The 24,012-nt window shown below is 69.4% G+C and carries 19 protein-coding genes and 1 pseudogene; 9 read left to right on the top strand and 11 right to left on the bottom strand.

Going from position 1 to position 24,012, the window contains the following annotated elements; translation table 11 throughout:
• Positions 1 to 25: 25 nt before the first annotated feature.
• Positions 26 to 1,273: an MFS transporter gene (locus tag WBG99_RS04725; protein ID WP_338895122.1), complete on the bottom strand. Its 1,248-nt coding sequence runs from the start codon at positions 1,271 to 1,273 to the stop codon at positions 26 to 28.
• 232 nt (positions 1,274 to 1,505) lie between these two features.
• Here WBG99_RS04725 and WBG99_RS04720 point away from each other — a divergent pair, with 232 nt between their 5' ends.
• A complete protein-coding gene (locus WBG99_RS04720) occupies positions 1,506 to 2,492 on the top strand; it encodes a LacI family DNA-binding transcriptional regulator (protein WP_338895121.1) in 987 nt (328 codons plus the stop codon).
• Positions 2,493 to 2,651: 159 nt separating this feature from the next.
• On the opposite strand, the gene WBG99_RS04715 is transcribed toward WBG99_RS04720, so the two are convergent.
• The 4 genes and pseudogenes from WBG99_RS04715 to WBG99_RS04700 all read right to left on the bottom strand — a co-directional run bounded on the left by WBG99_RS04715 (position 2,652) and on the right by WBG99_RS04700 (position 4,989).
• Positions 2,652 to 3,530 carry an ISAs1 family transposase gene (locus tag WBG99_RS04715; RefSeq protein ID WP_338895120.1) on the bottom strand — a complete coding sequence of 293 codons (879 nt, stop codon included), beginning with the start codon at positions 3,528 to 3,530 and terminating at the stop codon, positions 2,652 to 2,654.
• 80 nt (positions 3,531 to 3,610) lie between these two features.
• Positions 3,611 to 3,769: pseudogene (locus WBG99_RS04710) on the bottom strand (transposase family protein); the annotation flags it as partial.
• 173 nt (positions 3,770 to 3,942) lie between these two features.
• Positions 3,943 to 4,596, bottom strand: coding sequence for a hypothetical protein (locus WBG99_RS04705; RefSeq protein WP_338895119.1), 654 nt, complete (start codon positions 4,594 to 4,596; stop codon positions 3,943 to 3,945).
• Positions 4,597 to 4,632: 36 nt separating this feature from the next.
• Entirely contained in the window at positions 4,633 to 4,989 is a 357-nt protein-coding gene (locus tag WBG99_RS04700; RefSeq protein ID WP_338895118.1) for a hypothetical protein, read from the bottom strand.
• Positions 4,990 to 5,241: 252 nt separating this feature from the next.
• Between WBG99_RS04700 and WBG99_RS04695 the strand changes: the two genes are divergently transcribed.
• On the top strand, positions 5,242 to 6,072 hold the full coding sequence (locus WBG99_RS04695) for an IS5 family transposase (protein WP_338894346.1): 831 nt from the start codon (positions 5,242 to 5,244) through the stop codon (positions 6,070 to 6,072).
• Here WBG99_RS04695 and WBG99_RS04690 read toward each other — a convergent pair.
• Positions 5,990 to 6,556, bottom strand: coding sequence for a hypothetical protein (locus tag WBG99_RS04690; RefSeq protein WP_338895117.1), 567 nt, complete (start codon positions 6,554 to 6,556; stop codon positions 5,990 to 5,992). The genes WBG99_RS04695 and WBG99_RS04690 overlap by 83 nt on opposite strands.
• A gap of 175 nt (positions 6,557 to 6,731) precedes the next feature.
• Here WBG99_RS04690 and WBG99_RS04685 point away from each other — a divergent pair, with 175 nt between their 5' ends.
• On the top strand, positions 6,732 to 7,961 hold the full coding sequence (locus WBG99_RS04685; RefSeq protein WP_338895116.1) for an ISAs1 family transposase: 1,230 nt from the start codon (positions 6,732 to 6,734) through the stop codon (positions 7,959 to 7,961).
• An 860-nt stretch (positions 7,962 to 8,821) separates the two neighbouring features.
• Here the strand turns inward: WBG99_RS04685 and WBG99_RS04680 are convergent.
• A protein-coding gene (locus WBG99_RS04680; RefSeq protein ID WP_338895115.1) for an IS3 family transposase occupies positions 8,822 to 10,002 on the bottom strand; the annotation gives its coding sequence in 2 pieces (ribosomal slippage) (positions 8,822 to 9,738 and positions 9,738 to 10,002; 1,182 coding nt in all).
• A 37-nt stretch (positions 10,003 to 10,039) separates the two neighbouring features.
• Between WBG99_RS04680 and WBG99_RS04675 the strand changes: the two genes are divergently transcribed.
• Genes WBG99_RS04675 through WBG99_RS04660 form a run of 4 tightly spaced genes read left to right on the top strand, consistent with a single transcriptional unit; the run spans position 10,040 to position 13,875 of the window.
• Positions 10,040 to 11,044: an IS110 family transposase gene (locus tag WBG99_RS04675; RefSeq protein ID WP_338895114.1), complete on the top strand. Its 1,005-nt coding sequence runs from the start codon at positions 10,040 to 10,042 to the stop codon at positions 11,042 to 11,044.
• 32 nt (positions 11,045 to 11,076) lie between these two features.
• On the top strand, positions 11,077 to 12,375 hold the full coding sequence (pcaC, locus tag WBG99_RS04670) for a 4-carboxymuconolactone decarboxylase (protein ID WP_338895113.1): 1,299 nt from the start codon (positions 11,077 to 11,079) through the stop codon (positions 12,373 to 12,375).
• A 31-nt stretch (positions 12,376 to 12,406) separates the two neighbouring features.
• Positions 12,407 to 13,042, top strand: coding sequence for an MBL fold metallo-hydrolase (locus WBG99_RS04665; RefSeq protein WP_338895112.1), 636 nt, complete (start codon positions 12,407 to 12,409; stop codon positions 13,040 to 13,042).
• Between the two features lie 53 nt (positions 13,043 to 13,095).
• Positions 13,096 to 13,875, top strand: coding sequence for an exodeoxyribonuclease III (locus WBG99_RS04660; protein WP_338895111.1), 780 nt, complete (start codon positions 13,096 to 13,098; stop codon positions 13,873 to 13,875).
• A 13-nt stretch (positions 13,876 to 13,888) separates the two neighbouring features.
• Here WBG99_RS04660 and WBG99_RS04655 read toward each other — a convergent pair whose 3' ends face one another.
• Positions 13,889 to 15,691, bottom strand: a complete 1,803-nt coding sequence (locus tag WBG99_RS04655; protein WP_338900214.1) for an SGNH/GDSL hydrolase family protein — start codon at positions 15,689 to 15,691, stop codon at positions 13,889 to 13,891.
• 178 nt (positions 15,692 to 15,869) lie between these two features.
• Here WBG99_RS04655 and WBG99_RS04650 point away from each other — a divergent pair, with 178 nt between their 5' ends.
• The gene (locus tag WBG99_RS04650; RefSeq protein ID WP_338895110.1) at positions 15,870 to 16,319 is read left to right on the top strand and encodes a DUF6278 family protein; all 450 of its coding nucleotides are present in this window, start codon (positions 15,870 to 15,872) and stop codon (positions 16,317 to 16,319) included.
• Positions 16,320 to 16,882: 563 nt separating this feature from the next.
• Here the strand turns inward: WBG99_RS04650 and WBG99_RS04645 are convergent.
• Both WBG99_RS04645 and WBG99_RS04640 read right to left on the bottom strand, forming a co-directional pair.
• Complete coding sequence (locus WBG99_RS04645; RefSeq protein ID WP_338895109.1) at positions 16,883 to 18,481, bottom strand: CocE/NonD family hydrolase; 1,599 nt, start codon at positions 18,479 to 18,481, stop codon at positions 16,883 to 16,885.
• Positions 18,482 to 18,586: 105 nt separating this feature from the next.
• Positions 18,587 to 19,342, bottom strand: coding sequence for a hypothetical protein (locus WBG99_RS04640; RefSeq protein ID WP_338895108.1), 756 nt, complete (start codon positions 19,340 to 19,342; stop codon positions 18,587 to 18,589).
• Between the two features lie 240 nt (positions 19,343 to 19,582).
• Here WBG99_RS04640 and ggt point away from each other — a divergent pair, with 240 nt between their 5' ends.
• Positions 19,583 to 21,388, top strand: coding sequence for a gamma-glutamyltransferase (gene ggt / locus WBG99_RS04635; RefSeq protein WP_338895107.1), 1,806 nt, complete (start codon positions 19,583 to 19,585; stop codon positions 21,386 to 21,388).
• A 1-nt stretch (position 21,389) separates the two neighbouring features.
• Here the strand turns inward: ggt and WBG99_RS04630 are convergent, their stop codons facing one another.
• Entirely contained in the window at positions 21,390 to 23,960 is a 2,571-nt protein-coding gene (locus WBG99_RS04630; RefSeq protein WP_338895106.1) for an ATP-dependent Clp protease ATP-binding subunit, read from the bottom strand.
• Between the last annotated feature and the right edge of the window lie 52 nt (positions 23,961 to 24,012).

Below are 24,012 nucleotides of genomic sequence, written 5' to 3'. Positions count from 1 at the left end.
GCGAACTCGCGGAGTCGTCTTCGGGTCAGATCTTCGGGACAGGGATGCTGACGGTGGTGGGCCGTCCGGGTCGAACCCCGAGGACCAGCAGTCCACCGACCACGGCGAACGCTGCGGCAACGATGTACACGCCGGTGTAGTCCCCGCCGAGAAGGGACAGAATCGCCGCGGCGAGGAACGGGCCCACGCCCTGTGCCAGCTGGTTGGCGAGGTTGAAGATTCCGAGGAAGCGTCCGTTCTGTCCCTGGTCGCTGGGCAGGGTGTCCAGTCCGATGGCCTGATCGATGGCTCCGAAGATGCCCACACCGAATACCGCGACCAGCGACCCGATGTAGAACTGCGTGATGGAGGTGAGTGTCGCCGTGACGACCAGTCCGCCCGCGAGGAGGATGCCTGCGATGACGATGAACGGCTTGCGACGCCGGATGCGGTCCGAGATCGCACCGCTGAGGATCGATCCGGTGATCGCGACGCCGATGCCGAGCAGTCCGCCCGTAGCAACGAGGCCCGCGAGCGCGCCCGGCTCGAGCGCGAGGCGATCACCGAGCAGATACACGGTGTAGAGGGACATGATCGACAGGGCGAGGAAGATGAAGAACCGGCTGATCCACACCCACGCGAAGTCCGGGTGGCGGCGAGGGTTGAAGTAGAACCCCTGTACGAGCTGACGGAAGTTGATCTTCGAGCTGTCTGCCGGTGCAGGATCGTCCTTCATCACGACGATGAACGCGAGGCCGAGGATGAAGGCGATCGCGGAGGGCGCTGCGAACATGGCCAGCGGCATGGCGCTGAATGCCCCTGCGATGGCGACACCGACCACCGGGGCGATCTGCGTCACGGCTCCCGTGAAACCCGCGACCTTGCCGCGCTGCTGCTCGGGCAGCTTGTCACCGAGGTGCGTGACGAACATGCCGCCCGCTGCCGTATAGCCGATGAAGGCGAGTGTCCACGCGGCGATCAGCAGGCCGATGTTCTCCGACAACCCGACGAGGACCGAGCCGAGGAGGCCCATGAGCATTCCCGCCAGCATCCACGTCCGGCGCCGCCCGAAACGAAGCCGGGTCTTGTCACTGAGGACGCCGACCAAGGGCCCGGTGACGAGCACGATCAGCGAGGGCGCACCGACCGCGATCGCAATCGCCGTGTCCTTGATGTCGGGTGCGATCTGTTCGATTCGGATCGCCAGCGAGAACGCCGTCGGCGCGATCCACGCCACGTACAGGGCGCAGTAACTCAGGATCAGAACCGACAGGTAACCCTTGCGGAGCTTCACCGTGGGCACAGCAGCCGTATCACTCAGCTGCTCCGCAGCGATCGCGGCAGCTACCGGGAGCCCCACCGGGGGCTTACCGGCGCTTGCCGGATTGTTGGCATCGTTAGTCATGCTTCAACCCCATTGTTGTCTGGTCGTTCAAGCGGGTGAGATCGGGTCACACACGGTATGCACACGTGATAGGCCATCATGCACACGTGATAACTCTGGCGCAACGTGTCATGATGGGGGCATGACGAGCATCGCCGGTCGACCCGCCACAGCCGCGGATGTGGCTGCCGTCGCCGGAGTCTCCCGCGCCACCGTCAGCCACATCCTGGGCGGGCGGGCCAGCAGCTTCAGCGAAAGCACACGAGAGAAAGTGATCGCTGCTGCTCGCCAGCTCGACTACCGCCCCTCCCCGGCCGGCCGCAACCTGGTCACAGGCCGTGGCGACACCATCGTCGCGCTGGCGCCAAACTCAACGATCGGTCAGAACCAGCAAGACGCCCTCGACCGCCTCACCGCAGACGCCGGCTCTCTCTCTGGCAACGTGGTCCTCCGCTTCACGGACGAGGATCCCGACGCGACGGTGTCGTCCCTGCTGCGGCTACGGCCACTCGCTGTCGTCGACCTGGGCGCGCTCCCCCAGGAGGCGCGAGACAGACTCGCCCAACAGGGTGTGCCAACCGTGCCGCGGATTGATCAGGACTCGCAAACCGCGCACCTCGATCTTGATATCGCCGAGATGCAGGTCTCTGAACTGCAGCGGCGCGGTCGGCGACCAATCGTGTACGCCGGACTCCTCGACCAACGCCCGGACCCTTTCAGCGATCGACGGTTCGTGATGTTTCAGGACATCTCTCGCGCCCTCGGACTCAGCGAGCCCATTCGAGTCGATATCCCTGTCGACCCGGATGGCGCGTTCCACGCCCTCGCACCCATGCTCCCCGACTCGCCGGTCGGAGTCGCCGCGTACAACGACACAGTCGCGCTCGCTGTCGCCTCCGTCGCCCGACGCCTCACGCTCGCGATTCCCGACGATGTCGCGATCATTGGAGTCGACAACACCCCCGCCATGCAGCTGGTGTCGCCCCGCATCACCAGCATCGACGTCAACATGGACGCCTATATCGACCAGGCCGTCGCGGAGTTGGTCGGATACCTCAAGCTGGACATTCTGCTTCCACCTCGTTCTCGACAGCGACCTCTCGAGCTCATTCGCGGCGATTCCTCCTGAGCCCTCACGGTCCTGGCCAATGTTCCGAGCCGGTGAGTAGATCCCCGACTGGGGATCTGCTCACCGGCAGACTTTGTCCGGCACTCAACGGGTCTCGTCGACACGCCGCGCTTCCGACACGTCGCGTGAGATTCCGACGCCTTCGTGAGCAGGGCTTGATCAAGTTCCGTGGTAGTCCGGGTTGTTGGTGATGCCCAGAATGGCGAGTGCTTGTTCGGGGTCGTGGCGGATGGCGCGGGTGGTCTTGGCGATGTTTTCGGCTCCGAGGAGCTTGAGGATGCCGATGGCGAGGTTACGGAAGCCGTCGGCCATGGCGCGGGGTGCGCTGCCGGCGTGCACGGTCGAGGCGTCCTCGGCAAAGGTCACGTCCCGGATGTGGTGCGAGGAGTTCTCGATGCCCCAGTGCCCGCGGATCGCGGCGGCCAGCGCGGCCGGTCCGGCCTGGTGGGCGTCGAGGCTGGTGACGGCGTAGAGGTTCTCGCGGCTCTCGGGCTTGTCGGCGGGCTTGCGTCGGCGGTGGACGCGGACGGCGAGCGCCGCGTGGGGGAAGGCGATGCCGCCGAGGTTGTCGGTGATGGCGCAGGTCTTGATCGAGCGGGACTCGCGGCGGCCGTGCCTGGTCTGTGAGGCGCTGTGCTGGACGGCGATGTCGGCCCAGGGTAGGGCGGCGAGCTGGGCGTACGCGGTGGGCTGGCTGGTCTTGATCACGGCGATGTAGTGCGCCTTCTTCGTCTCGATGAGCCAGGTGATGCTGGCCTTTACCGAGTGCAGGGCATCGAAGGTGACGACGGCGCCAGCCAGGTTCAGCGGCGACAGCAAGGGTTTGAAGTGGCGCACCTCGTTCGTCTTCGCACTGACCTCAACCTGGTTGAGCGTGGCCACGGGTGCGTGTGTGACGGCCGAGAGCAGGTGCCGGCGCGGCGTACCCAGGTGGGAGGAGCCCTTGAGGGCCTTGCCGTCCACGGCGATGACCTGCCGCGATCGGGTGGCGGACTCGTCCGTGGTGGTGCGGCGGGTGTCGGCCAGGAAGACGCCCACTGCCTGGTCCAGGGCATCGCCTCGAGTGCGGCAAGGACGCGTCCGATGGTGACCGGCCTCGGGCTGCGCCGCCAGCCGAGCAGGTGACGGCGCACACCGAGGGATGCCAGCAGCGCAGGCGTGGCCCGCTCGCCGAACTCGGCGATGCTCTTCGCGCCGCCGATGGCCGCGCAGGCACACACCAGCAAGATCGACGTCAGCGAGTACCACCGGCCCCGGCAGGAACGCGGATCGGGCACCGATTCGAGGTAAGGGCGCAGGTCAGCGATCCGGTCGGGATCCAGCGGACCCAGCTTCGTCAGTACGGCGGGGATAGGGGAAGATGCAACAGCAGGCACGGGACATCCTCGTGATCATCGGCTTAAGACACCAAAATGATCACGGATCCCCGTGCCTGCACTGCTACCCGCCCCTACCGACCTCGATCGCCAACCTTCCCCGCAACCACGGAACTTGATCGAGCCCTGGTCTTGGACGGGGCGATCTGCAGGAGCGGAACGACCTCGCCTGTGGTCGGCAGCGTGTACTGGGTGATGCTGTGATGGCTTGTCTCCAGCATCTCCTCGATGCGGACCCCGGTGTGACGGAGGAATTCCGCGGTCGTCCAGGCCCAGAAGGCCCGCTGCTCGGCCGGTCCGAAGCAGTGTCGGCGACCGTCGACGTCGTAGGCAGTGGCCGACGCCGCATGGTCGGTGTATCGAGTCCCCTTGACCTTGGTATAGGTCTCGCCGAGGACGGTGAACGTGGTCCCCGGTGGCGCCGCGCGGACGGCGGCAAGCCGGGCCTGAGCAGCTTTGAGCTGGTCGGCCGCGGTCTTGACCAGGGTGGGAAGAACCGGAAGCCGCTCCCGGGTGCGCTGGTCCATGCGGGCCTTGCGCCGGCTGACGTGCTTCCGGTGGGAGGTCTCCGCTTCCTTGATCGGACACGGAGCGACCCACGGGCCCCAGCGTCCCGGATCTTCCAGAGCCCACTGAGCCAGATCCAGGTAGAAGGCCCGGACGGTGGTGAGCAGGGCGAACGCGTTCGTCCGCGGACTGGTGACCTCGACGGCGGAGCCGTCGGGCAAGCGCCGGACGGAGGTCTTGGTGTGGCAGCGTTCCTTTCAGGCGGCGGCGACCTCGGAAGCCAGGCGGAGAGAGTCGATGCCGGGGTGGTGCTTCTCCAGATTCGCCCAGAAGTGCAGGGCGAGCGTGCGAGAAAGGTCCTCAAGGGAGTTGTAGTCGAGCGATGGCTGCCGCTCGGTGAGGTAGTCGACGATCAAGTCCCGGACGGGGCGGCATTTCAGCTGATACCGGTCTACGAGTTCGACGACGCCGACCTGGCCGGAGTGCCGGCTGACGTCACGCAAAGTGGTGGGCGCCTCAGCCGGGAAGCTCCCCAGGTTCCTGAGCCAGCTGTAGAACAGCGACCGACCAGAACCGGCGTGCACGTAGACGCGGGCCTCAGTGCGTTGTGGCAATCCGGATCTTGTTCGAGCGGCAGCGGGTGATGATCTGGACGGAGGTTCGGGTGCGGTCGCGGGCATGAGAGAACGGGCCCCTTGGTAGTGACGCGGTTACGACACCAGCACGACCAAGGAAGCCCGTTGCCTGATCAGTTGAGCAGTATCTCTGTGCATGCGTCCACCGCGGTCACCCCTGGGTGTGACTGCTACGTGCACCGGTTCGGTTCGCTCGCTCCGGGACGGCGGGCAGGCTGCTATCCGAGTGACATGACGGATGCGGAGTGGGCCGAGGTCCGCGCCGCGATGCCGGTGCCGGCCTGGCTCCTGAAGCGGGGCGGGCGTCCGGAGGCGTACTGCCACCGGACAATGCTCGACGCGGTGCGCTACCTGGTCGACAACGGCGTGAAGTGGACGGCTCTGCCGGTCGATTTCCCGTACTGGCGGGCGGTCTACGACTTCTTCCGCCGCTGGCGGGCCTACGACTATGCGCGTGAACTGTACGAACGCCTGCGATGTTCGGCGAGGGAGCGCGCCGGCCGCAACGCCGAGCCCAGTGCGGGCATCATCGACAGTCAGTCGGTGGACGCCTCCGAGACCGTCGGCGAGGACAGCCGCGGATACGACGGCGGCAAGTCACGTGACGGCCGCAAGCGTCACATCCTGACCGACACCGAGGGCCTGCTCCTGGAAGTGACCGTGACCACGGCCGATGTGCACGACTCCAAGGCCGCCCCCGCACTGCTGGAGACGTTCATGCAGCAGCCGGGCCGGCTGCTGCAACTGGTGTGGGTCGACAGCGCCTACCAGGGTCCGGCGCTGGCGAAGGCGTTCGCCCGTCACGGAGTCCGGACCGAGGTCGTGCGCCGCTCCGACGGACAACGCGGATTTGTCGTACTGGCCCGCAGGTGGGTCGTGGAGCGGACGCTGAGCTGGCTGGCCCGCTCACGCCGCCTCAACCGCGACCACGAACGCCGCCCCGACCACCATGCCCAGATGGTGTGGTGGGCCGCCGTGATCAGACTTTCCCGGCGCCTGGCCGCAGACGCTCCGCGCTGGCCGGAGAAGCGTCCCGGCCGACTGCTCCGGGCGCGGGCATGAACCGTCCGTCCTTCGCCCGCACCAGCCAGCCCCGCTTCTCCAGCACATAGGCACGGTGCCGGATCTTCTCCACCTCGTTCTTGATCTCCGCTTCCCGGCCCACCGCCCGCGTCAGCTCCACCCCGTTCACCGGCCCCGAAGCGGCCACCACCGCGGCGAACACCTCCCGATACAAGCCGCCGAGCACCTCCTCGCCCATGCCCGACCGCCACACCGGCGGCCGCTCGCCATGCCCCGCGCCCGGGCCGCCCGATCCCACGGCGACAGCCATCTCACCACCGGACGGCACCAGAACCGGCGTATTTACCGGGCTCTCCACGGCCAGCACCGACACAAGCTCCTTACGCCCCACCCGGGCCCGCTCGACCCGCTCCCGCGCGGCATCCACCTCCGCCTGAGCCTGCTCCAGGACCTCCGTCCAGGACTCCAGATCCTGCCTCGCCCGCGCCTCACGCTGTTCCATCAACCCCAGCACCGACGGCATCGCACCCTCCTCGATCCACAACAAGCCGTCCGCTGCCTGCCCCTACCCCAGGGCGGTTGCAAGTTCCGGGATCGCGTAGATCGTGCGCGGCCAGTGGGAGTTGACGTGGCAACAGCACAGGCACGAGACCGGTGATCATCAGGGTGTCTACGCCAGCTGATCACATCGAGGTCCCGTGCCTGCCGCTCCATCCTCCCCGATCCCTGCCGCCCTGGCGAAACTGGGCCCCCTGCACCAGCACGGCACCGGCTGCCTGCGTGCCCACCTCCAGCGCGTACCCGACCCGCGTTCGCGTCGCGGGCGGTGGTATCCCCTGGTCGGCTTGCTGCTGATCTGCGCCTGCGCAGTCGTCTCCGGCGCCCGGACCGTCACCGAGATCACCGAGTGGGGACAGCGTGCCACCACCACGGTGCTGGAACGACTCGGAATCCGCAGGCACTTGCCCGGACGTCGCCGTGCCCCGTCCCATGCCACCCTCACCCGGCTCCTTGCCGCCCTCGACGGCGATGCCCTGGACAGCGCGATCGGCGCCTACCTGGCCGAACGCGACCACACCGCGAACGCCGGCCGCGGCACCGGCTCTGCGCCACGGCCGGCGATCGCGGTGGACGGCAAGGCACTGTCCGGCTCCGCGCACCGGCAGCAGCGCCACCGGCACCTGCTGTCCGCCGTCACTCACGCCCCCACCGTCACCCTGGCCCAGCGGGAAGTGGGTGCCAAGACCAACGAGACGGCCGCCTTCCGTCCGCTGCTGGAACCACTCGACCTGACCGGCACCGTGGTCACCTTCGACGCCCTGCACAGCGTCAAGGACCAGGTGCGCTGGCTGGTGCGGGAGAAGAAAGCCCACTACATCGCGGTGATCAAGGGAAACCAGCCGACCGCGTCTGCCCAGCTCAAGGCCCTGCCATGGGAGCAGGTGCCCGTAGCTCACACCGTCTCGGGGACCGGGCACGGGCGGCGGGAGTCCCGCTCGGTCAAGACCATGGCCATCGCGGCGAACCTGGGCGGGATCGCCTTCCCGGAAGCACGGCTGGCTCTGCGCATCCACCGGCGCCGCCAGGAGAGCGGCAAGCGGCAGACCCGGGAGACGGTCTACGCCGTCACCAGCCTCGATACCCACCAGGCCAGCCCTGCTGACCTGGGCGGATACGTGCGCGGCCACTGGGGAATCGAAAATTCCAGCCACCATGTCAGAGATGTGGTGTTCGCCGAGGACGCCTCCACCGTCCACACCGGCAGCGCGCCGCGGGCGATGGCCGCTCTGCGGAACCTGGCCATCGGCAGGCTGCGGCTGCTGGGAGCGGACAACATCGCCAAGACCACCCGAGCGATCCGGGACGCACCCGAACACGCCATCTGGATCTGGGGCATCACCGACAGCCCGCTCCTACCGGGAACTTGAAGCCGCCCTGCCCCTACCCCAAGGCGATCATGCCCCGCACACGAAGAAGCCCCTGCTCATCGAACAGGGACTCCCTTTGCCACAACGCACTAACTTGTCCCTTTGGTTCCAGCGTTCTTGCAGTGGTGGCTTCAAAGGCTCACCTGATCCACGTGGGCACCCTTTCGGGTCGAGCCACCAGGGCCCGTATCCGGCGAGTTATGCATAGGACGAGTGAAGGTCCCGTCCCTGTTTTCCTCTGGTCTTTCGACCTGCCGGCCTTCGCTTCTTGGATCATCCTTCTCCCGCCGGGGAGTTCAGCTTTCCTTGCGGTTGGCCTACCAAGCCTCGGCTTGGACCTCGACGGGGTTTCCACGTTCCACTCTGGTGAGAAGCGACTGGGGTGGGCGCCCCCTTTACCCCGGGACCAGCGGTATTCACACCTTGGGTCTCTTTGCCCAAGGAGCGCTTAGTGCGTTCCAGCACCAGGTCCTTGACCATGGATTGCGAACCATCCAGTGGTTTTACGATGACGAGGCATCATCGGGGGTTCACTTGCGTTCGCCCGTCCAGCCTTCCCCTCGCCTGTGGCTCCCCGATGGCCAGGGGGCTCTTGGGCTTGAACGCTCAGCTTCACACCCCGCCGTTACCAGCGACGCATGTGAGCGCGGGGACGGGCCCGAATACTGGCCCGAAGGGCGGCCGATCTATCCCTTCTTCATGTGACCGTCCTTACTCAACCGGAGCGACTTCGTGTCGCACGAGAGAGGTCGTACTGGGCGTGGACACGCACGGCGAGATGCATGTCGCTGCCGTGACCTCCCCGCTGGGGAAGGTCTGAGGGGCCTCACGTTTTCCGGACAGGCTTATGACCGTTTATTTCACGCGGCGATTCGCAACTTCTCATACTCGGCGTGGACTTCGCGCGGAGGGCGGTAACCCACCGCCGAGTGGAGGCGTTTGCGATTGTACCAGAATTCGATGTAGCGAGTGATGTCCTGCCGGGCGTCCTCGCGGGTCAGGTAAGTCACCCTTGATACGCGCTCGTTCTTCAGGGCGCCGAAGAATGATTCGGCCATGGCGTTGTCGAAACAGATTCCGGTGCGGCCGGCAGATCTGCGGAACCCGAACCGGTCGAGCGTCTTCCCGAACTCGGCTGACATGTAGTTACTTCCGCGATCCGAGTGAAATGTCGCGCCGGCCGAGAGGTTCCTGTTCCGTGCCGCGTTACGGATCGCCCTGGATATCAGTGAGGTTTGGTAGTGGTCGTCCATCGCGTAACCGATCACTTCTTTCGTGCAGCAGTCGATGACCGTTGCGAGGTACAGCCAGCCTTCCCCTGTCGCGATATAAGTAATGTCACCGACGAGCTTTTCACCGGGCGCATCCGCGGTGAAGTCGCGGCCGACGAGGTCCGGCACCTGGCCGGCCGCAGCCTGAGTGAGGTTGAACCTCTTCGGCCGTGGCAGGCAGGGCACCAGGCCCAGTTCGCGCATGAGGCGGCGGACCAACTCCACGCCCGCGGCGACGCCCCAGCGGTGCAGCTGGGCCTGGATGCGCCGGTGCCCGTAGGTGCTGTCGGACATGTCGAAGGCTTTCTCGATGAGCAATTTCAGTTCTTCGCGCCGCTGAGCTGTCGCGGATTCCGGGCGGGATCGCCAGTCGTAGTAGCCGGATCTGGAGACGCCGAGTCGGCCGCACATGAACTCGACGCTGTATGCGTACTTCTCGGTGTCGAGCCGCATCTCGTCGATGAACTCGTACTTGCTTGCTACCGGGGATCCTTCGCGAAGTACGCTGCGGCTTTTTTCAGGAAGGTAACTTCCATCTCCAGCTCGCGGTTGCGTCGTTCGAGTTCCTTCAGGCGCGCTCGCTCGTTCACCGTCAGTTCCGCGTCGGGGGCCGGTTCCTGCTGCTTCTGGTACTTCTTCACCCAGCCGCGTAGCGTCTCCGAGTTCAGCTCAAGCTCCCGGGCGACTTCGGAGATCGTCTTGCTTGACCTCAACGCGATCTGGACGGCTTCCTCGCGGAACTCCGGCGAGTACTTACTGGGTGGCGCCACTTCTTCCTCGTTTCCTTGTTCAGGACAACCCTATTGGGTGCCTGTCCGGAAACTTCGGGGCCCCTCAGTCCTGGGTAACGAGTCGTTTCCGGCCACGGCGGCCGGCTATCGGCAGCTGCTCGTGTGGGCCCGCAAGCGGGGGACGGTGCGCCGGGCCGGCGTGGAGGGCACCGGCACCTTCGGCGCGGGCCTGTCCCGCTACCTGGTGACCCAGCAGATCCAGGTGTTCGAAGTGAACCGGCCCGACCGGTCGGCCCGCCGGTTGCTCGGTAAGTCGGACCCGCTCGATGCGCAGGCCGCAGCGCGAGCCGTGCTCAGTGGTCGCGCCCGGGCCCAGGCCAAATCCGGCGACGGACCCGTGCACAGCGCCCGGATCTACAAACTCGCCAAGGACTCCGCGGTCAAGGCCCGCACCCAGGCGATCAACCAGCTCAAGGCCGTCCTGATCATCGCCGACCCCGCCCTGCGGGAACGGTTGTCGAGTTTGGGAAATGCTGAGCTGTTCCGCACCTGCGCGACGCTCAGCCCACCCGATGATGAGGGAGACGAGGACATGGTGGCCCAGGCCACCCACATGACGTTACGCATGCTCGCCGAGCGCATCGAACAGCTCACCGGGCAGATCAATGAGTTGAACCAGCGCCTGACCCGGCTCGTCGAACGTCACGCCCCACAGCTGCTCGTACCGGTGGGCATCGGTCCGGACAGCGCCGTCACTCTCCTGATCACCATGGGGGACAACCCCGAGCGGCTGAGCACCGAGGCGTCCTTTGCTGCCCTTTGCGGAGTCAGTCCCATCGAGTACTCCTCCGGCCGTCGGAGCACGCGCCGGCTCAACCACGGCGGCGACCGCCAGGCGAACGCGGCCCTCCACCGCATCGTGTTCACTCGCCTGCGCCACGACCCGCGCACCCAGGCGTACTACGAACGCCGCACCCAGGAGGGCAAGACCCGACGTGAGATCATCCGATGCCTCAAGCGATACGCAGCCCGCGAGGTATTCAACCTGGTCAGACCGGTTTCAAGCACCCCCGCGTTATAGGGGCGTCCGTGATACGTGAGAGGGTCTGAGGCGTGAGTGAGACACCGTCGAACACCCTGCAATACCGCTTTGACGGGCCAGAAGAGGCTCCCGTCCTGATCCTGGGTCCCTCCCTGGGTACCACATGGCACATGTGGGACCGGCAGGTCCCGGAGCTGACCAGGCAGTGGCGGGTCTTCCGGTTCGACCTGCCGGGCCACGGCGGCGCGCCCGCGTACCCCGGCGGTTCGGTCACCGAGCTGGCCGCCCGGCTGCTGGCCACCCTGGACGCCGTCGGCGTGCAGCGCTTCGGCTACGCGGGCTGCGCCCTCGGTGGCGCCCTCGGGATCGAACTGGCGCTGCGCCACCCCGACCGCCTCGCCTCGCTCGCGCTGATCGCCGCCTCGCCCCGCTTCGGCACGGCCGACGAGTTCCGCCAGCGCGGGGTGATCGTCCGGACGAACGGACTCGACCCCATCGCCCGGACGTCCCCGGACCGCTGGTTCACCGCCGGGTTCGCGGCGGCGCAGCCCGCGATCACCGAGTGGGCCGTGCAGATGGTCCGTACCACCGACCCCGGTTGTTACATCGCGGCCTGCGAGGCGCTCGCCTCGTTCGACGTGCGCGCCGAACTCGGCCGCATCGGGGTGCCCACCCTCGTCCTCGTCGGCTCCGACGACCAGGTCACCGGCCCCGCCGAGGCCCGTACGCTCGTCGCGGGCGTCCCGGACGCCCGGCTCGCCGTCGTCCCCGGCGCCTCGCACCTCGTCCCGGTCGAGCAGCCCGTCGCGGTCACCGACCTCCTCGTACGGCACTTCTCCACGGCCTGGCAGCCCGCCTACGACTCGACGACCGGCCAGATCGCCATCCTCGCGGCACCGGCCAAGCCGGTTCTCACGGCGGTCCCGCCGCAGCTCGGACCCGTCGCCGAGATCGCCCCGGCCGCCGCCCAGCCCGAGGCGACGGGGAGACCGGACACGTACGAGGCGGGGCTCAAGGTCCGCCGCGAGGTGCTCGGCGACGCGCACGTCGACCGCGCGCTCGCCTCGGCGGACGAGTTCTCCGGCGACTTCCAGGAGTTCATCACCCGCTACGCCTGGGGCGAGATCTGGGACCGGCCCGGTCTCGACCGCCGCTCCCGCAGCTGCGTCACACTCACCGCCCTCGTCGCCGGCGGGCACCTTGACGAACTCGCCTTCCACACCCGCGCCGCCCTCCGCAACGGCCTCACCCCGAACGAGATCAAGGAAGTCCTGCTCCAGGCCGCCGTCTACTGCGGGGTGCCGGCCGCGAACAGCGCCTTCCGGGTGGCGCAGCAGGTCATCCGTGAGGAGACCACCCCGCAGGAGTGAGCGGGCGGCCCACGGGCGGCAGGATGGAACCATGAAGCTCACGAAGAAGTCGCACGCCTGCGTCCGACTGGAGAAGGACGGACGCACGCTCGTCATCGACCCCGGCGGGTTCAGCGAGGAGGACGCCGCGATCGGCGCGGACGCCGTCCTCGTCACGCACGAGCACCCCGACCACTTCGACGAGGGACGGCTGCGGGCGGCTCTGGAGGCCGACCCGGCCGCCGAGATCTGGACACTGCGCTCCGTCGCCGAGAAGATCTCCGCCGCCTTCCCGGGCCGGGTACACACCGTCGGCCACGGCGACACGTTCACCGCCGCGGGCTTCGACGTCCAGGTCCACGGCGAACTCCACGCCGTCATCCACCCGGACATCCCGCGCATCACCAACGTCGGCTACCTCGTCGACGGCGGACGCGTCTTCCACCCCGGCGACGCCCTCACCGTTCCCGACCACGCCGTCGAGACGCTGATGCTCCCCGTCATGGCCCCCTGGAGCAAGATCTCCGAGGTCATCGACTACGTCCGCGAGGTCGGGCCCCAACGGGCGTACGACATCCACGACGCCCTCCTCACCGACCTCGCCCGCCCCGTCTACGACCGCCAGATCGGCGCCCTGGGCGGCACGGAACACCTGCGCCTCACCCCCGGCACCTCGGCGGACGTCTGAGGGCGGACCGGGCGGGACGGGGAGTGTCGGACCCGCCCGGTAGGTTGTGAGGCATGCGCATCGCGACCTGGAACGTGAACTCGATCACTGCCCGTCTCCCGAGGCTGCTGGCCTGGCTGGAGAGCAGCGGCACGGACGTGCTCTGCCTCCAGGAGGCCAAGATCGCCGAGGACGGCTTCCCGTTCGCCGCGCTGCGCGAAGCGGGCTACGAGGCGGCGGTGCACGCGACGGGCCGGTGGAACGGCGTGGCGGTGATCTCCCGCGTGGGCCTGGAGGACGTCGTCAAGGGCCTGCCCGGCGACCCCGGCTACGACGGTGTGGAGGAGCCCCGCGCCCTCTGCGCGACCTGCGGCCCGGTCCGCGTCTGGTCGGTGTACGTGCCGAACGGCCGCGAGGTCGACCACCCGCACTACGCGTACAAGCTCCAGTGGTTCGAGGCTCTCAAGGCCGCCGTCGCGGGTGACGCGGCCGGCAGCCGCCCCTTCGCCGTCATGGGCGACTACAACGTGGCGCCGACGGACGACGACGTGTACGACGCCGCCGCCTTCGAGGGACTCACCCACGTCACCCCCGCGGAGCGCGCCGCCCTCGCCTCCCTCCGCGAGTCCGGCCTCTCCGACATCGTCCCCCGCCCCCTGAAGTACGAGCGCCCCTTCACGTACTGGGACTACCGTCAGCTCTGCTTCCCGAAGAACCGAGGCATGCGCATCGACCTCGTCTACGGCAACGAGGCGTTCGCCAAGGCCGTGACCGACTCGTACGTGGACCGGGAGGAGCGCAAGGGCAAGGGCGCCTCCGACCACGCGCCGGTCGTCGTGGACCTGGACGTGTAGCCCCCGGAGGGCTTCAGAGCCGCCGCAGGTCCACCGACTCGGCCAGCGCGGCGAGCCCCGCGTCGCCCGGATGCAGATGGTCCCCGCTGTCGTAGGCGGGAAGCATGCGTGCCGGGCGGTTCGGGTCGCGCAGCACCGCGTCGAAGTCGAGGACACCGTCGAACTCCTCGTTGCGGCGGATCCACTCGTTCACCTCGACGCGCCGGGCGTCGACGGCGGCCGTGCACCGGGCCTCGCCCGCGCAGGGCGCGATCGTCGCCACGAGCATACGCAGGCCGCGCTCGTGCCCTCGTGCCGCGATCTCCCGCAGCCCGGCGACGACCTGGCCGGCCGTCGCGCCCCAGCGGACGTCGTTGACGCCCTGGAAGACGACGGCGGTACGCGCGGAGGTCTGGGCGAGGACGTCCCGGTCGAGGCGGTGCAGTGCGCTCACGCCGCCCGTGTCGGTGGAGACACCGTCGCCGGGGTAGCGGTCGGTGACCACACGGTTGGCCGAGATCCCCTGGTTGAGGACCCCGTAGCGCGGGACCTCGCGCTGCCCCAGCAGCCGGTCGGCGAGCATGTCCGGCCACCGGCGGTTGGCGTCGACCGCCGACTTCTCCCCGTCGGTGATCGAGTCCCCGAGGAGGACGACGGAGCCGGGTCCGCCGCCCACGTCGATACCGGTCAGCAGCGGCCAGCTCGTGAGAGTGGAGGTGTAGGCCGCCGCCGAGCCGTCTGCCGCGTGATCGCCCGGCTCGCTGACGTACGAGGTCTGCCGGGCCAGCCGGTGCACGGGCGCGGCCGTCACCGTGCCCGGCAGATGGAAGCTCACCAGCAGGTTGGTGTCCGGGGGCACCTCGAAGCCCAGCGGATCGCTGAACGCCTGGGCACCGGCCGGGATTTCGGTGCCCGCCGCACCCCGGAACGACAGCGGCACGGGCCTGCCCCGAGCGGTCGCCCCGGCCGCCTGCACCGCCACCGTCGCGCTCCCCACCCGTACCGGCGCCGACGCGAAGGTGTTGTCGAGCCGGATCCGCACCCGGGGCCCGCCCGCCGAGGTGTGGACGACGAGCCGCAGCGTCCGGTCGGTCCACGGGCCGACCGCCGTGTAGCCGGAGGAGGGGGCGGCCCAAGCACCGGTCCAGCCGGGCGACTCGGGCCGCACCGACAGCGCGAACACATGCAGGTCCCTCTCGCGCGGCAGGGTCACCGAGGCGACCTGACGCCCCCGGACGAGCGGCACGGTGACGACGTACAGCCGTGCCCTCTCGGTGAGTTGGCCGCCGGACGTGTTGATGTGGGGGAGCGCCACCGCCTTGGTGGCGAGCGGGCCGGTGCGCCAGTCCGGGGCGGTCAGGCGGTAGGTGGAGCGAGTGCCGCCCGAGTAGCGGACCGTGCCGGTGCCCGTCGTGTCGGCTCCGCTCGTGCCGGCGACGAGGAGGGCGAGGGCGTCGCCCCGGCCCCGTACGCGTACGGACTGGCCGGCGGCGCGTACGTTGTCGGGCTCGCCCGCCGTGCGGCGCGGCCAGGTCAGGGGTGCGCCCTGAACGGTCAGCGCACGCCCGGGTGTCCATCCGGCGGCCTTGAGGCCGCTCGCCGAGAGGGAGCGGCCCGAGCCGTCGAAGTCGGCCTCGGCGGGCCGTGTGTCGTCGCTGACGGCCCGGTTGTCGAAGAGGCGCTCCAGCGGAGCCGGTTCGGCCGCCCCGTCGGCGGCGGCCCGCGCGGAGGCGGCGGGCGCGAGTGACGCCAGCAGCCCCAGGACGACGGCCGTTCCCCAGACACGTCGGCGCACGCGTTCCACGCGTTCCCCCTCTTTCGGTTCGCTCGCGACGATGACGGCCACGAGGATGACGCGACACCGGTTCAACGAGGAGACGGCAGATACGCTACGAAGCCAAAGAGGCGTCAGGGACCCGTCGATGAGGTGAGGGTGAATCCGCGGCGAACGTCCGTCGAACAAGCGGCCCGCGCGCCTGTGGTGCGAATGGCCGTGCCAATGACACGCTGGCCACATGAACATCTCTTTCCTGGGCAACTGGCGCAAGAGGCGTGACCCCGCGTTCGGGGTCGCGGTGTTCACCGGCGGCGACGGTGACGACGAGGGTCACGAGGGACTCGCCGAACTCCTCTCCGAATGCGAACTGCTGCGCGCGCAGGCCGCGCGGTCCGGTGCCGAACTCGATGACTCCGCGGCCTCGTTGGAGGCGCTGGACCAGCTCGTCCCGCGCTGGCGCGACGACGAGGAGACCGTGGCCTGGCTCGGGAACGACGCCGGGCTCTACCTGGGCACGGTCGTCGTACGCACCGTCCCCGGCGCCCGCTGGGAGATCTGGCCGAGCGGTCAGCCCGTGGTGAGGCTGGCCTCCGGCCGTGAGATCGACGTGGTCGAGGCCGGTCAGGAGTGGGCCGCCAGCGGTGCACCGGAGCTCTCCCAGCTGTACGCCGAGGTCGCGGAGGGGTGATCCGTGATCGCCCCCGGCCCGGTCGATTCCTGACAATACGCCTGATTCCCGACGGTGCGTGTCACGTACCGAGGCAACTTCCGTCCGGATGGTTTGCGGCACCTGCGGCACGGCACGGCCGAGAGCGAGTGGGGCGGGCAGGGCACCGTGGCGGTCGATCCGCTGATCGTGACGCACGACGTGAACGCGTACTACGGCGAGCTTCATGTCCTGCGGGGCATCGACCTCACCTCGGCAAGGGGGAGGTGGTCGTGGTTCTCGGCCTCTCGGGGCCGGGCAGGTCCACCCTTCCCCAGTCCTTCCATCTCTTCAACGAAGTCCTCGAAGCCAAGAGTTGGCGCGCGAGGGAATGACCACGGTGGTGGTCACCCATGAGATGGGCTTCCTCTCCAGGATCCTGAAGCACTGGCCACCGGCACTGGACCGGGCGCGGGCCTCGACTACGATGAGCGGTTCATCCACTTGGGGTGAGCGAGGCCGTGGACGCCACCCCGGCCGAAGAGGGACGCTGCTGCCAGGCGCGCAGTAGCCAGGGGCCAGGCCCGCCCGGCGGCAGCCGGAGATCACTGCTCGCGCAGCGGGATCGACACGTACGACGGGTCGTTCGGCGGCGAGGAGAAGGTCAGCTGCGCGCCGGTCGGGTTGTGCTCGATGTAGAGCGGGTCGACCGTGTCGACGACCAGGGCGAGACGGTGGCCCGCCGGAACGTCGTAGGCCGTGGAGAGCAACTCCAGGTCCACGCCGAACGGGCGGCCGGGCGTCTCGCCGTGGAAGGTGTACGGCGCGTGGCTGACCAGCTTGCCGAGGCCGAGCGGGCCCACGTCGTAGAGGTAGGCGACGAGGGTGCCGCTCTCCTTGGTGGCCGTGACCGTGGTGTGCAGCCTCGCGGTGCCCCGCACGGCCTGAGCCGTCGCGTACCTCTCCGACTGCCACACTGCCGCCCAGCGGCGCGGCAGCAGCGGGACCGAGGCCATGGGCGGGAGTTGGGCCACCTGGTCCAGGACGCCGGACAGGAAGACGACGCCGCCGTTCGCGCCCGAGTCGACGTTCGCGCGGATCGTCGTGGCGCTCGTCAGGGCGATCTTCTTGCGCGTCTTGGTGACCGACTTCCAGTCCGGATAGCCCTCGAAGGCCCCGCCGGTACGGGACTTGAGCCGGACGGGCCGCTCACGGTCGATACCGTTGGCCGTGCCCTTGAGGTAGCGGTCGAACCAGCGCCGAGTGCCCGTCCACACGTCGTTGGGCAGCCCGAAAAGGCCGGTCATCTCGGTGGTGGCGTGGTCGCCGGGGCGCAGCTCCAGCCGCTTCGGGCCGGTGAGCTTCTCGTAGAAGTCGGCGTACTGGTTGGGCGGGAAGATCGAGTCGCCCCAGGCGTTGGCGAGCATGACCGCCGTGCCGTTGCTGTTGAGCCGGTCCACATAGGTCGCGGGGGAACGTTTCTTCCCCCAGGTGACCATGTCTTCTTCCTTGGCCAGGTTCGAGGCGTAGAAGTCCTTGAAGATCTGCTGGAGTTCGGGACCCTGGCGGCCGGTGATCCGTCCGGCGCCGTCCAGCAGGCCCGCCGCCTGGAGGTGCTGGGTGCGCCCGGCGTAGATCGAGCCGATCAGGTCCGCCCAGCCGCTGAGCGCGGCGACGACCTTGACGCGCTTGTCGTGCGCGGCGGTGAGCAGGCTGATGCCCGCGCCGTACGACAGTCCCGCCATGCCGACGTGCGCCGCGTCGGCCGGGGTGTGGGCGAGCGCCCAGTCGATCACCTTCGAGGCGTCGGCTATGTCGGGTGGTCCCGCGACCTCTATGTGTCCGCCGGACTCCCAGAAGCCGCGCACGTTGTAACTGACCACGACATAACCGGCGTCGGCGAGCTTCCGCGCCTGGGCCAGATACTCGACCTGGGGGAGGCCCCAGCTCGTGGGCAGCACGAGGAGCGGGTACGCGCGCGAGGCGTCGGCCGGGGCGACGACGTTGGCCTTGAGGACGGTGCCGCCGTGGCCCTTGATGTCGACGAAGCGGGTGGTGGGGGCCGCGGCGGCGCCGGACGCCGCCTGTGCGGCGGGGGCGAGGCCGAGGGTCGTGCCGGCGACCAGGGCGGCCGAGACGGCGCCTGTGGCGCTCGTGCGCAGGGCCCTGGCCGTGCGCGATGTCGTGCCGTGCGGGTGTCTCACGGGTCACTCCTCCTCGTGCAAGTACAAAGTGACCCGACGGTAACCGGACTCCCTTACCGGAGGTAACTCCCCGGTAGGTGACGTGACGGTAACGGTTGCTCCGAACTATGAGGCGCGGTGCGAGATCTGTGCTGGGGTCGAGGGCGCCGGGGTCTGGGCCGCGCGGGTGACGTCTCCGACCAGCTCGACCAGATCGGGGCCGTACGCCTGGGAGTTGACGACCTTCAGGAGCAGCACGAAGGTGCCGGTGCCGTACTTGCGGTGCAGGCGTTCGTGGTGGCGGGCGAGGTAGCGGGTGGCGGCCTGGTTGGTGATCGCCCGCTGGCCGCAGAAGAGGAAGACGGGCCGCGACTGGTCCGGCTGGCCGGTGGTGAGCCGCGCCAGGATGACGTGCTCGGTGATGCCGGGCTCCAGGCGGTACTGCTCGTCGCCGATCCGGAAGGCCGCCCGGTGGGGGCCGGGCTCGGGGTCGTTGTTGACATGGATGCCGGGCAGCATGGCCGATATGTGCGCTGCCATACGGCGATTGGAGACGGGCCCGCCCACACAGAACTCGGTGCGCTCGCCGAAGCCCTGCTGGACCGCGTCCTGGGTGATCATCTGTGCGTGCGCGCCGCAGTCCTTGATCAGCGCGGAGAGCTCCAGCAACGCGAACACGTCGAAGCGGTGGACCGCCAGATCCGCGCTGGACGGATCTCGGTTGACCACCAGCAGGGACTCGGAGTTCCCGGGCAGCCCGAAGAACGTCTGCTTGCGGCGGAGCTTCCGCTTCCACAGGTACGTCCGGACGAACCAGCCCAGCGAGGCACTGAGGCCCGCCGCGATCACGCCGAGGACGATATTGCGCACGTCGTCAGTCATGGCCGCGCATGGTAGCGGGCGCCGACGAACCATGCCCGAATCCGTGTCCGATCTCTCGTCCGGCGAGCTGTCCGGGGCCCGGGTGCGAGCAGGGCGGACGAGGTGCCGACGAGGTCGGGCCACTGCCGACCGGCGCGCCCTGGCCAGGGGCGGTGCGGCGCCCCCGTATGGCGCAGACGCCGCTGACGGGGCCATGGCAGCGCGTTAGTCTGCGCGGACGGTCCTTGACTGGAGGTACGCATGCGTCTGCGTCGCCCTGTCGCGCGGAAACTGGCGGTTCTGGCGGCTACGTCCGCCGTGGTCTCGGTGGGGGCGGCCCCGCCGACCTCCGCCGCGACGGACCCCGTCGAGAAGGTGCCGGTCGCCGTCGGCTACGGCGGAGCCGTCTCCAGCGTCGACCCGGACGCCTCCGCCGCCGGCATCGAGGTGCTCCGCAGGGGCGGCAACGCGGTGGACGCGGCCGTCGCCACCGCAGCCGCGCTCGGCGTCACCGAGCCCTACTCCGCGGGCATCGGCGGAGGCGGCTACTTCGTCTACTACGACGCCGGACCACGTACGGTGCACACCATCGACGGCCGCGAGACCGCGCCCCTGAGCGCCGACGAGAACCTCTTCCTGGAGAACGGCCGGGCGATCCCCTTCGCGGAGGTGGTCACCAGCGGACTGAGCGTCGGCACGCCCGGCACCCCCGCCACCTGGCAGACGGCGCTGAGGAGTTGGGGCAGCAAGCCGCTCGGCACGCTGCTGAAACCCGCCGAGAAGCTCGCCCGCGACGGCTTCACCGTCGACGAGACCTTCCGCGCCCAGACGGCGTCGAACGAGGCCCGGTTCCGGCACTTCCCGGCCACGGCCGACCTGTTTCTCCCCGGCGGCGAGCTGCCGGTGGTCGGCTCGACCCTGAAGAACCCCGATCTGGCCCGCACCTACGCGGAGTTGGGGCGCAGGGGGGCCGGGGCCCTGTACCGGGGCGGCATCGCCCGCGACATCGTGAAGACGGTCGGCAAGCCGCCCGTCGACCCGGGTTCGGGTTACCACGCCCGCCGCGGCGACCTGACCACCGCCGACCTCGCCGCGTACCGCGCCAAGCGCCAGGCGCCCACGAAGACGTCGTACCGGGGCCTCGGCGTCTACGGGATGGCCCCCTCGTCCTCCGGCGGCACGACGGTCGCCGAAGCGCTCAACATCGTCGAACGGACCGACCTCTCCAAGGCGAGCGACGTCCGGTACCTGCACCGCTCCATCGAGGCCAGCCGCGTCGCCTTCGCCGACCGGGGCCGCTGGGTGGGCGATCCCGCCTTCGAGGACGTACCGACGAAGGAACTGCTGTCACAGCGGTACGCCGACTCGCGCGAGTGCCTGATCAAGGACGACTCGGTACTGACCAGCCCCCTCGCGCCGGGCGACCCGCGCGACCCGGAGGCCTGCGCGACGGGCGGCACGGCCGCGCCGACCACCTACGAGGGCGACAGCACGACCCATCTCACGGTCGCCGACCAGTGGGGCGACGTCGTCTCGTACACACTCACCATCGAGCAGACCGGCGGCAGCGGCATCACCGTGCCGGGCCGGGGCTTCCTGCTCAACAACGAGCTGACGGACTTCTCCTTCACTCCGGCCAACCCGGCCGTGCACGACCCGAACCTGCCGGGGCCGGGCAAGCGGCCCCGCTCGTCGATGTCGCCGACGATCGTGCTCGACCGGCACGGCAAGCCCGTGATGGCGCTCGGTTCGCCGGGCGGCGCGACCATCATCACCACCGTGCTGCAGACCCTGACCGGATTCCTCGACAGGGGGATGCCGCTGGTCCAGGCGATCGCCGCGCCGCGCGCCAGTCAGCGCAACCAGACCACCACGGATCTCGAACCGGGCCTGTGGAACAGCCCGTTGAGGACCGAACTCGAAGGTATCGGACACGGGTTCCGGCAGGCCACGGAGATCGGCGCGGTCACCGCCGTCCAACGCCTGCCGAACGGCAAGTGGCTGGCCGCCGCCGAGACGGTACGGCGCGGCGGCGGCGCGGCGATGGTCGTGCACCCCACGAGGTAGGTCAGTCGGAGGCGGGCGGCGGTGTCGTACGGAACGTGAGCCGCCCGTCCTCCTCTTCCGCCACCACCCGGCTGCCGGACGGGAGCCGCCCGTCGAGCAGCAGCCGGGACAGGGGGTTGTCGACCTCCCGCTGGATCGTGCGACGCAGCGGCCGGGCGCCGTACTCGGGCTCGTGGCCCTGGCGTGCGAGACGGTCGACGGCCTGCTCGGTGAACTCGACGGTGACGCCCCGCGCGTGCAGCCGGAGCCGGGTGTGCTCCAGCAACAGGTCGGTGATGCGGCGCAGTTGGTCGTCGGTGAGCTGGCGGAAGACGACGATCTCGTCGATGCGGTTGAGGAACTCGGGCCGGAAGTGGTCCCGCAGCGGTCGCAGGATCCGCTCGCGGCGTTCCGCCTCGGCCGCCTCGGCCCCGCCGGCCGAGAAACCGAGCCCGGCCCCGCTCCGGTTCACGGCCTCCGAGCCCAGGTTGCTGGTCATGACGATCACGGTGTGGGTGAAGTCGACCCTGCGGCCCTGGGAGTCGGTGAGCCGGCCGTCGTCGAGGACCTGGAGCAGGATGTTGAAGACGTCGGGATGGGCCTTCTCCACCTCGTCCAGCAACAGCAGCGAGTACGGGTGCCGGCGTACGGTCTCGGTGAGCTGGCCGGCCTCCTCGTGACCGACGTAGCCGGGCGGGGCGCCGACCAGCCGGCTGATCGTGTGCCGTTCCTGGTACTCGCTCATGTCGAGCCGCACCATCCGGTCCTCGCCGCCGAAGAGGGCCTCCGCCAGCGCGCGGGCCAGTTCCGTCTTGCCGACACCGGTCGGGCCCAGGAAGAGGAAGCTGCCGATCGGCCGGTCGGGGCTGGCGAGCCCGGCCCGTGAACGCAGCACGGCGTCCGCCACCACGCTCACCGCCTCGTCCTGCCCGACGATCCGCCGGTGCAGTCGCTCTTCGAGACCGAGGAGCCGGTCCTTCTCCTCCTGGGTGAGGCTGCTGACGGGGATGCCGGTCCGCCGGGAGACGACCTCGGCGATGTCCTCGGCGGTGATCTCCAGACTCTGCCCGTCGTCGGCCCGGTTCCCGACCCGGTCGTCGGTGAACAGCTCCTTCAGCTCGCCGATCCGGTCCCGCAACCGCGTGGCCTGCTCGTACTGCTCGCCAGCGACCGCCTGGTCCTTGTCGCGGGTCAGCTGCTCGATCTCCCGCTCCAGGGCCCGCATGTCAGTCCCCTTCGTCCGGGCGCGCAGCCGGACCCGGGCGCCGGCCTGGTCCATCAGGTCGATGGCCTTGTCGGGCAGCCGGCGGTCGGTGAGATAGCGGTCGGACAGGTCCACGGCGGCGGTCAGCGCCGCGTCGGTGTAGCGGACCTGGTGGTGGGCCTCGTACCGGTCACGCAGCCCGCGCAGGATCTCCACGGCGTCGCCGGCGCCCGGTTCGGCGATCAGCACCGGCTGGAACCGGCGGGCCAGCGCCGCGTTCTTCTCGATCCGCCGGTACTCCTCCAGCGTCGTCGCCCCCACGATGTTCAGCTCGCCGCGTGCCAGGGCCGGCTTCAGGATGTTGCCGGCGTCCATCGCCCCGCTCTCGCCGGCCCCGGCGCCCACGACCGTGTGCAACTCGTCGATGAAGACGACCAGTTGCTCGGAGTGTGTACGGATCTCGTCGACGATGTTCGTCAGCCGCTCCTCGAAGTCGCCCCGGTAACGGGTACCGGCGACCACCCCGGACAGGTCCAGGGCGACCACCCGGCGCCCGGTCAGCACCTCGGGCACGTCCCCCTCGGAGACGCGCTGGGCCAGCCCTTCCACGATCGCGGTCTTGCCGACGCCCGCCTCACCGATCAGCACGGGATTGTTCTTGCCGCGCCGGGAGAGCACTTCGACGGTCTGCTCGATCTCCTCCTCCCGTCCGATGACCGGGTCGACACGGCCCTGACGGGCGAGGTCGGTCAGGTCGCGGCCGTACTTGTCGAGGGTCGGGGTGGAAGAGGAGCGGCGCGGCACGTCGGACCGAGGGAATCCGGAGAGGGGAACCCCGGGCGGTGCGGCCGTCGCCGAAGGCTCCGCGGCCTTTGGAGGCAGCGCGGAGGCCGACAGACGCGCGGCGCCGAGGATGTGCCCGGCGGCCGAGTCGGGGTTGGCGGCGAGGGCGCTCAGGACGTGTTCGGGGCCGATGTAGCCGCAGCCGGTGGCCCGGGCCAGCTCGTGCGCGTCGAGCAGGGCGCGTTTGACCGCCGGGGTCAGGGCCAGTGACGCGGGCGCCGGGCCCTGGCCCGGCTTGTGCCGCTCCGGGCCCGACCGCTCGTCGATCTCACCGGCCAGCGCGTCGGGGTCGGTGCCCCCGCGGGCCACCAGACTCCGGGTCGGCTCGGCGGTGAGCGCGGCGCGCAGCAGATGCTGGGTGTCCAGGTCACTGCTCCCGTGCCGCGCCGCGTAGGACGCCGCGTCGGCCACCAACTGGCGGGCCTGGCCGCTCATCAGCCGCCCGATCTCGATCCGTTGGGGGCGCGGCCCGCCGAAGAAACGGGCGAAGAACTCACTGAAGGGGTCCGGACCGTAGCCCTCGGGCCCCGGGATTCCGCTGTTCATTCGCACGCGAGTGCCCTGTCGCCGCGCGGCTACACCAGGGGGCGCCATGGGG

It is taken from the genome of Streptomyces sp. TG1A-60, assembly GCF_037201975.1.
Classification (GTDB): domain Bacteria; phylum Actinomycetota; class Actinomycetes; order Streptomycetales; family Streptomycetaceae; genus Streptomyces.
The sequence above is the reverse complement of the archived record's forward strand: the minus strand, read 5'-3'. Positions and strand labels throughout refer to the sequence as shown.